This window comes from Arthrobacter sp. Y3225209, from assembly GCF_059090685.1.
The window spans coordinates 98,870-107,127 of the sequence record NZ_JBNHFW010000009.1 but is presented as its reverse complement, the minus strand read 5'-3'; the positions used below and the strand labels follow the sequence as shown (position 1 = coordinate 107,127).

Here is an 8,258-nt window from a genome sequence, read left to right as displayed (position 1 = left end):
GGCCACACCGCCCCCGCCAGGTGCGTTGCCGCCGCCCCGGCTGCCGCCGTCGAGGCCCTGGCGGAGGAATACCTGCCGGAACTGAACCGCTGCGCTGTTGAAATCTCCCGGCGGCTCGGCGCCCCTGCCGGACCGTAACGGCGGGGCGCTGCCCGGAATCCCGGCAATCACGGGCACCGATCCCTGGAACGGGTGCTGTCTGGTATCCCAGAAAGCGATGGCTCCGGAGGCGGTACGGGAAAGCCCGTGGGCTACGGTCTGGCTATGGCAACCACATCCGATCCGGACCGGCAGGTCAGTGCACCCCGGGGTACCCGTCTCACTGCGAAAAGCTGGCAGACCGAAGCGCCGCTGCGCATGCTGATGAACAATCTGGACCCCGAGGTGGCGGAACGGCCGGCGGACCTGGTGGTCTACGGCGGTACCGGGCGCGCAGCGCGCAGCTGGGAAGCCTATGACGCCATCATCGCGACCCTGTCCACCCTGGCCGGGGATGAGACGCTGCTGGTCCAGTCCGGCAAGCCGGTGGGTGTCTTCCGCACCCACGAATGGGCCCCGCGGGTGCTGATTGCCAACTCCAACCTGGTGGGGGACTGGGCCACCTGGCCCGAGTTCCGGCGGCTCGAAGCTGAAGGCCTGATGATGTACGGGCAGATGACTGCCGGGTCCTGGATCTACATCGGCACCCAGGGCATCCTGCAGGGCACGTATGAAACCTTCGGTGCCGTGGCCCGCAAACTCTTCGGGGATGGCAACGCCACCCTGGCCGGAACGCTGACGCTTACCGGCGGGTGCGGAGGAATGGGCGGTGCGCAGCCGCTGGCCGTGACCCTGAACGGCGGAGCGGTGCTGATTGTGGACGTGGACGAAACCCGGCTGCAGCGCCGTGCCGCCAAGCGCTATCTGGACGAGGTGGCACCGGACCTGGACACCGCCGTCGCCCGGGTAATGGCGGCCCGGACCGAAAAGCGGGCGTTGTCCGTGGGCGTGGTCGGCAACGCCGCCGAGGTGTTTGAAGAGCTGCTGCGGCGCCGTCACGACGGGGAGATTACGGTGGACATCGTCACTGACCAAACCTCGGCCCACGACCCGCTGAGCTACCTGCCGGCAGGCATCCCGGTGGACCGCTGGCACGCCGAAGCGGCAGCGGACCCGGACGGATTCACCAAACAGGCACGTGAGTCCATGGCACGCCAGGTCGCGGCCATGGTGGGCTTCCAGGACGCCGGGGCGGAGGTCTTCGACTACGGCAACTCCATCCGGGACGAGGCCCGCCAGGGCGGTTACGCCCGCGCCTTCGACTTTCCCGGGTTTGTGCCCGCCTACATCCGGCCGCTGTTCTGCGAGGGGATGGGCCCGTTCCGCTGGGTGGCGCTCTCCGGCGACCCGGCGGATATTGCCGTCACGGACGCAGCCATCAAGGAGCTGTTCCCGGAGAACACCCGGCTGCACCGCTGGATCGACGCCGCCGCCGAACACGTGGAGTTCGAGGGACTGCCGGCACGGATCTGCTGGCTGGGCTACGGGGAGCGGGCCAGAGCCGGCCTGCTGTTCAACCGGCTCGTGGCCGAAGGCAGGGTCAGCGCGCCCATCGTCATTGGCCGCGACCACCTGGATTCCGGCTCCGTGGCTTCCCCGTACCGGGAAACCGAGGCCATGGCAGACGGGTCGGATGCCATTGCGGACTGGCCGTTGCTGAACGCCCTGCTCAATACGGCCTCCGGCGCCACCTGGGTATCGCTGCATCACGGCGGCGGTGTGGGGATCGGCCGGTCCATCCACGCCGGCCAGGTAGGCGTGGCGGACGGCACCGAGCTGGCCGCCCGCAAGCTGGAAACGCTGCTCACCAATGATCCCGGCACCGGAGTGATGCGCCACGCCGACGCCGGATACGCGCGGGCGCACGATGTCGCGGCAGAGCGCGGCATCCGAATCCCCATGAACGAATAGGGTCCGGACCATGGACAGCTCCGGCGTTAACCCACTCCTCGCAGCCATCGCGGACACCGGCCGTGACCGACGGCACGGCGGCTACTCCCGTCCGGTATTTTCCACCGCCGAACTGGACCTGCGCAGCTGGTTCACCGCCGAGGCGCAGCGTCGCGGACTGGACACGGAGACTGACCGCAACGGGATTCTCTGGGCCTGGTGGGGGCCGCCGCAGGCCGGGGCACTGGTCACCGGGAGCCATCTGGACTCCGTTCCGGGCGGCGGCGCGTTCGACGGTCCGCTGGGGATCGCCTCGGCGCTCGCGGCCGTCGACCTGCTGCGCAGCCGCGGCGTGCAGCCCCGACGGTCACTGGCGGTTGCCGTCTTTCCGGAGGAGGAGGGATCCCGGTTCGGCGTTGCGTGCCTGGGGTCCCGGCTCCTGACCGGCGCCATCGATCCGGATACTGCACGGAACCTGCGTGACGCAGACGGCACCACCTTCGCCGAGGCGGTCCGCGCCCACGGGCTGGACCCGGACCGGCTGGGCCGGGACGAGCAGGCCCTGGCCAGGATCGGGGACTTCGTGGAACTGCACGTGGAGCAGGGCAGGGGACTGGGCGACGGCGGCCCGGCAGTCGCCGTCGGCGGTTCCGTCCTCGGCCACGGCCGCTGGCGGCTGAGCATACGCGGAGAAGGCAACCACGCAGGCACCACCGCGATGGCCGACCGTGCCGATCCGATGGTTGCTGCAGCGCACATTATTGTGGCCGTGCAGCAGGCCGCCGCCGCGGTGGACGGCGCCCGGGCCACGGTGGGCAGGATTTCCCCCGTGCCCGGCGGTACCAACGTCATTGCCTCCCGGGTGGACCTGTGGCTGGACGCCCGGCACCCCCGGGACGCCGTCACCCTGGAACTGGTGGACACCATCCACGGCAAGGCACAAAAGATCGCCGCATTCGAGGGCTGCACCGTGAGCCTCTCGCGCGAGTCATGGACCGGGACAACGGAGTTTGAGCCCATGCTTCGGCGCAGCCTTGAACTCTCCCTGCCCGGAGCTCCGGTGCTGGCCACCGGCGCCGGACACGATGCAGGAATCCTCGCCGGCCACGTCCCTGCCGGGATGCTCTTTGTCCGCAACCCCACCGGCATCTCGCATTCGCCGGAGGAACACGTGGAACCGGCTGACGCGGACGCGGGAACCGCAGCACTGGCCGATGTCCTTGCGGACCTGCTGTGAGCGGCAAAGCTGCCGGGGTATGGGCTGACCTTCCGGTGGAGCGTTTCTTCTGGTGCGAACAGGCGCTGCTGGACGGGCGGATATCCCGGGGCGTGCGGGCGGAGGTCGACGGCGCAGGCTGCATCGCCGCCGTCGAAACCGGTACGGCGGCACGCGACGGTGACCGGGTGCTGCCCGGGGTGACCTTCCCGGCCGCGTCCAACGCCCACTCCCACGCCTTCCACCGGATCCTGCGCGGGCGCACCCATGCCGGCGGCCCGGGCAGCTTCTGGACCTGGCGGGAGCAGATGTACGCCGCCGCCGCAGTCCTCACGCCGGAGCTGTACGAGGAACTCGCCACGGCGGTGTTCGCCGAGATGGTGGTGACCGGGTGGACCTCCGTGGCGGAGTTCCACTACCTCCACCATCACCCGGACGGCACCCCCTACGCTCCTGCGCACGCGATGGAACGCGCCCTGGCCCGCGCCGCCCTCGCCACCGGCATCCGGCTCACCCTCCTGGACACCGCGTACCTCTCGGGCGGATTCGACACCGCCCTGTCCGCCGAACAGCTGCGCTTCGGGGATGCCGGCGCAGACGGCTGGCTCACCCGGCTGGCATCGCTCCGCACGGCGTTTGCCAACGAGTTCGATCCGGCGCAGATCAGCGTGGCCGCAGCCCTGCATTCGGTCCGCGGCGTCCCGGAGGCCGCCCTGGCCGCGGTGGCTTCCCGCCTGGACCCGGAGGTGCCCCTGCACATCCACCTCTCCGAACAGCCGGCGGAAAACGAGGCATGTCTGGCGGCTACCGGGATGACTCCCACCGGGTTGCTGCATAAACACGGGTTGGTGACCGGCCGGCTGTCTGCGGTCCACGCCACCCATCTGAGCGGGGAGGACATCGGCATTCTCGGCGGGGCGGGAGCCACCGTGGTGCTGTGCCCCACCACGGAGGCGGACCTGGCGGACGGTATCGGCCCCGCTGCCCGGTTGCGCGACGCCGGAGCCGGGATTGCGCTGGGAACTGACCAGCACGCCGTCGTCGATCCGTGGCAGGAGATGCGCGCCCTGGAGTACGGGGAGCGGCTTGGCTCGGGGGAGCGCGGCAGGTTTGCCCCGGCCCTTCTGCACCGGGCCGTTTCCGACGCCGGTGCCCTGGCGATGGGGAGGCCTGCGCCGGGACTCGCCGTTGGAAACGCCTGTGACCTGATGGTGATGGACCCGGCTTCGGTCCGCACCGCCGGAAGCCGGCCGGAGCAGCTGGCGCTGACGGCCACCGCTGCGGATGTGCGTACAGTCGTGGTGGCGGGGCGGATCCTCGCCCGGGACGGACACCACGCCGTGCTGGGGGATCCGGCAGCCCTGCTCGCCGGCGCCCTGGCGGCGGCGGATTCCCTACCCGACCCGCAAGGACGTGCCCGCCCGTGACACCGGCCTCCCTTCTTATTACCAACATCGGCGAGCTGTCCACCCAGGACCACCGCCGCCCGGACCCGGTGCTCCGCAACGCCGCCATAGCGTTTGAGGGCGAGCGGATCAGCTGGATCGGTCCCGCACCGCAGGCGCCGGCGGCGGACGAGGTGTTCGACGCCGGCGGGCGGGCCGGGCTGCCCGGCTGGGTGGACTCGCACACCCATCTGGTGTTCGCCGGGGACCGTAGTGCGGAGTTCGAGGCACGGATGGCGGGGGAGCCGTATGCCGCCGGAGGGATTGCCGTCACCACCGAAGCAACCCGCTCGGCGTCGGACTATGACCTGACCCGGCTGCTAATGGCCAGGGCGGCCGAAGCGGCCGCGGGCGGCACCACCTACCTGGAAACCAAAACCGGTTACGGGCTGACCGTGGAGGAGGAGGCGCGCAGCGCCAGGATCGCGTCCACCGTGGCGGACACGGTCACGTTCCTCGGCGCCCATCTGGTTCCGCCCGGAGCCGATCCGGAGGAGTATACGGAGCTGGTCTGCGGGCCGATGCTCACCGCCGTCCGCCCCTATGTGCAGTGGATCGATGTGTTCTGCGAGGAAGGAGCCTTCACCGCAGACCAGTCCCGCCGCGTCCTGGCCGCCGGACAGGCGGCCGGGCTGGGACTGCGCGTCCACGGCAACCAGCTGGGCCCCGGTGCCGGTGCCGCCCTGGCAGCGGAGTTTGGCGCGGCCAGCGTGGACCACGTGAACCACCTCTCCGACGCCGACGTGGCGGCGCTCGCCGGCACCTGGACCGACTGGGACGGCACGGCCGGCACGGGTACCCCGGGCACTGTGGCAACCTGCCTGCCGGCCTGCGACCTGTCTACCCGTGCGCCGCTGGCCCCGGCCCGCCGGCTGCTGGATGCCGGGGTGCAGGTGGCGCTGGCATCGAACTGCAATCCGGGCACCTCCTTCACCAGCTCAATGAATTTCTGCGTCGCAACGGCGGTGCTGCAGATGGGGCTGACCGTGGCCGAAGCCGTCCGGGCAGCCACCTACGGCGGTGCTTTGGCGCTGCGGGTGCACACCGGGGAGGACCGGGACGGCGCCAGGGCCGTGGGGTCCCTCGCCGTCGGGCACCGCGCGGATCTGCAGCTGCTGAACGCGCCCTCGGCCGCGCATCTGGCCTACCGGCCCGGCATGCCCCTGACCGGCATGGTGTTTAGGGCCGGGGAGCCGGTCCGCGGCTGACTTCCGGCGGGGGTGCGTCGGTGACCGGGGCTGCGGGATGCGGGCTGAGGGCGCATGACGCACCGCCGGCGAATCGAGAAGTCACAAATTACCGTTTTTACGGACGAAACCTGTAAATCGTGCCGTTTCGATTCCCGAAACGGTAAATCGTGCCTTTTCGATGCGGGTCTGACCCCGTCCGGCACAATGGAGTCCATGCGCGCTGCCTTCCCTTCCGCGCCGGACGGTTCCCTGGACCCCCGGGCCCGCCGGATGCTGGTTTTCGAGATCCTGATTGTGCTGGGGCTGTCCCTGGGCCGCTCCGGCGTCTACGCCGTCGTCGAGCTGATCGAGAAGGCCACCGAAGCGCCTCTTGGTTCCCAGACCACCACACTGAACCCGGTGCTGGATGAACAGCCCTGGTTCGACCTCACCTACCAGCTGCTGGGCATTTTTTTCTCCCTGCTTCCCGTGGCACTGGTCCTGTACCTGCTGACCGAGCCGGGGAAATCAGCGTTCCGGCGGATCGGCTTCACCTTCGCCCGGCCCGTGCATGACTTCCTGCTGGGCGCCGGACTGGCGGCGCTGATCTGTGTAGGGACCCTGGGTGTCTACGCCGCCGGCCGTGCCCTGGGCATCACCACGGCGTTGGTCCCCGCCGCACTGGATACCTATTGGTGGACGCTGCCGGTCCTGATTCTCTCGGCACTCAGGCACGCGGTGCTCGAAGAGGTGATTGTGGTGGGCTACCTGTTCCTGCGCCTGCGGCAGCTGGGCTGGAGCGCGCCGGCCATCATCCTCACCAGCGCCCTGATCCGGGCCAGCTACCACCTGTACCAGGGGATCGGCCCCGGGATCGGCAACTTCCTGATGGGGCTGATCTTCGGTTTCGTGTACCTGAAAACCAAACGGGTCATGCCACTGGTGATCGCCCACGCGCTGGTGGACATTACCGGATTCGTCGGTTTTGCCCTGTTTGGGCCGGCCATCGGAATAGGGAACTGACCCGCCTGCCCGGTCCGGGCTCAAGCTGCTGGTATGGTGCAGCACAACCCCCGCCGATGAGGAGTCCCATGCCACCGCTTCGCCCCCGCACGGACCGGCCGACGGCGGCTCTCGGCGGACGGACCTGGGCGGCACTGGTGATACTGGGGCTGACCGGCCAGCTGGCCTGGACCGTGGAGAACATGTACCTGAATGTGTTCGTCTACAACACCATCACCGACAACCCCACCGTTCTGGCGGGGATGGTTGCCGCCAGCGCCGTGACCGCCACGGTTGCCTCCCTGCTGGTCGGCTCCGCCTCGGACCGGTTGCGCCGGCGGCGGATCTTCATTTCCACCGGCTATGTTCTCTGGGGCGGCTGCACCGCCGCGTTCGGGTTCATCTCCGTGGATGCCGCCGCTGCGCTGGGGCCGGCGCGGGATGCCGTGGTGCTGACCGTCGTCGCCGTGGTGGCGTTGGACTGCCTGCTCTCCTTCTTCGGCTCCGGCGCCAACGACGCCGCGTTCAACGCCTGGGTCACCGATTCCACGGTGCCGGCCAACCGGGGCCGCGTGGATTCGGTCCTGTCGATCATGCCGCTGCTGTCCATGCTGGTGGTCTTCGGCGCCCTCGACGGGATGACGCGCGCGGGCATGTGGCAGGAGTTCTTCGCCGTCATCGGGCTGACAACGGCAGCTGTGGGGGTGTTGTCCTGGTTCCTGGTCCGTGAGCACCCGGACGCTGCCCCGGGGGCGGAGAACTACCTGCGGTCCCTGGTGCACGGCCTGCGTCCCTCAGCGGTCCGGGACTCGCCCGGGCTGTACCTGGTTCTGGCGGCCGCCGCCGTGCTGGGCATCGCAGCGCAGATCTTCCTGCCGTACCTGATCATCTACCTGCAGCGTTTCCTGCGGATTGAGAATTACGCCCTGCCCCTGGCCGTGGTCCTGGTGGCGGCTTCCGTTGCCAGCGTGGCCGGCGGGCGGCTGATCGACCGGATCGGGAAAATCCGTGCCATCCTGCCCGCCGCCGGAGTCATGGTGGTTGGTGCGGCCGGTATGTTCTTCGCCCGCGGCCAGGGACCGGTCATGCTCGCCGGGACGGTGATGATGGCCGGGTTCCTGCTGGCCACCGCCGCAGTGATGGCCTCGGTCCGGGATTTCACTCCGCCCGGACGGGCCGGTAACGTGCAGGGCCTGCGGATGATCTTCGCCGTAATGATCCCCATGGTGGTGGGGCCGTTCATCGGCTCGGCGGTGATCATCGGGGCCAATGAAACCTATCTGGACCTCGGAGTGCTCCGCCAGGTGCCCACCCCGTGGATTTTCCTGGCCGCCGCCGCAGTGGCCCTGCTGACCATAGTGCCGGTGTATTTGCTGCACCGGCTGAACACTCTGCACGACACCCAGCACCCGCCTGCCGCCGGTACGGCATCCGGGCCGGCAACCGGGGCCGGGCAAAAAACTGCCGAAAAGAAGGAGAACACGGCCCAGTGACACT

6 protein-coding genes are annotated in these 8,258 nt (G+C 69.5%); all 6 read left to right on the top strand.

Annotated elements, in window-relative coordinates:
* Window positions 1–264: 264 nt before the first annotated feature.
* The 6 genes from hutU to AC5RVB_RS07335 all read left to right on the top strand — a co-directional run bounded on the left by hutU (window position 265) and on the right by AC5RVB_RS07335 (window position 8,254).
* A complete protein-coding gene (gene hutU / locus AC5RVB_RS07360; protein ID WP_494142333.1) occupies window positions 265–1,950 on the top strand; it encodes a urocanate hydratase in 1,686 nt (561 codons plus the stop codon).
* Window positions 1,951–1,960: 10 nt separating this feature from the next.
* Window positions 1,961–3,166, top strand: a complete 1,206-nt coding sequence (locus AC5RVB_RS07355) for an allantoate amidohydrolase (protein WP_494142332.1) — start codon at window positions 1,961–1,963, stop codon at window positions 3,164–3,166.
* Window positions 3,163–4,572: a formimidoylglutamate deiminase gene (locus AC5RVB_RS07350; RefSeq protein ID WP_494142331.1), complete on the top strand. Its 1,410-nt coding sequence runs from the start codon at window positions 3,163–3,165 to the stop codon at window positions 4,570–4,572. The genes AC5RVB_RS07355 and AC5RVB_RS07350 overlap by 4 nt, the downstream gene beginning before the upstream one ends.
* On the top strand, window positions 4,569–5,798 hold the full coding sequence (gene hutI / locus AC5RVB_RS07345; protein ID WP_290245375.1) for an imidazolonepropionase: 1,230 nt from the start codon (window positions 4,569–4,571) through the stop codon (window positions 5,796–5,798). Before AC5RVB_RS07350 ends, hutI begins: the two co-directional genes overlap by 4 nt.
* A 195-nt stretch (window positions 5,799–5,993) precedes the next feature.
* A complete protein-coding gene (locus AC5RVB_RS07340; RefSeq protein ID WP_227904343.1) occupies window positions 5,994–6,782 on the top strand; it encodes a CPBP family intramembrane glutamic endopeptidase in 789 nt (262 codons plus the stop codon).
* A gap of 68 nt (window positions 6,783–6,850) precedes the next feature.
* The gene (locus AC5RVB_RS07335) at window positions 6,851–8,254 is read left to right on the top strand and encodes an MFS transporter (RefSeq protein ID WP_227928963.1); all 1,404 of its coding nucleotides are present in this window, start codon (window positions 6,851–6,853) and stop codon (window positions 8,252–8,254) included.
* Window positions 8,255–8,258: the final 4 nt, after the last annotated feature.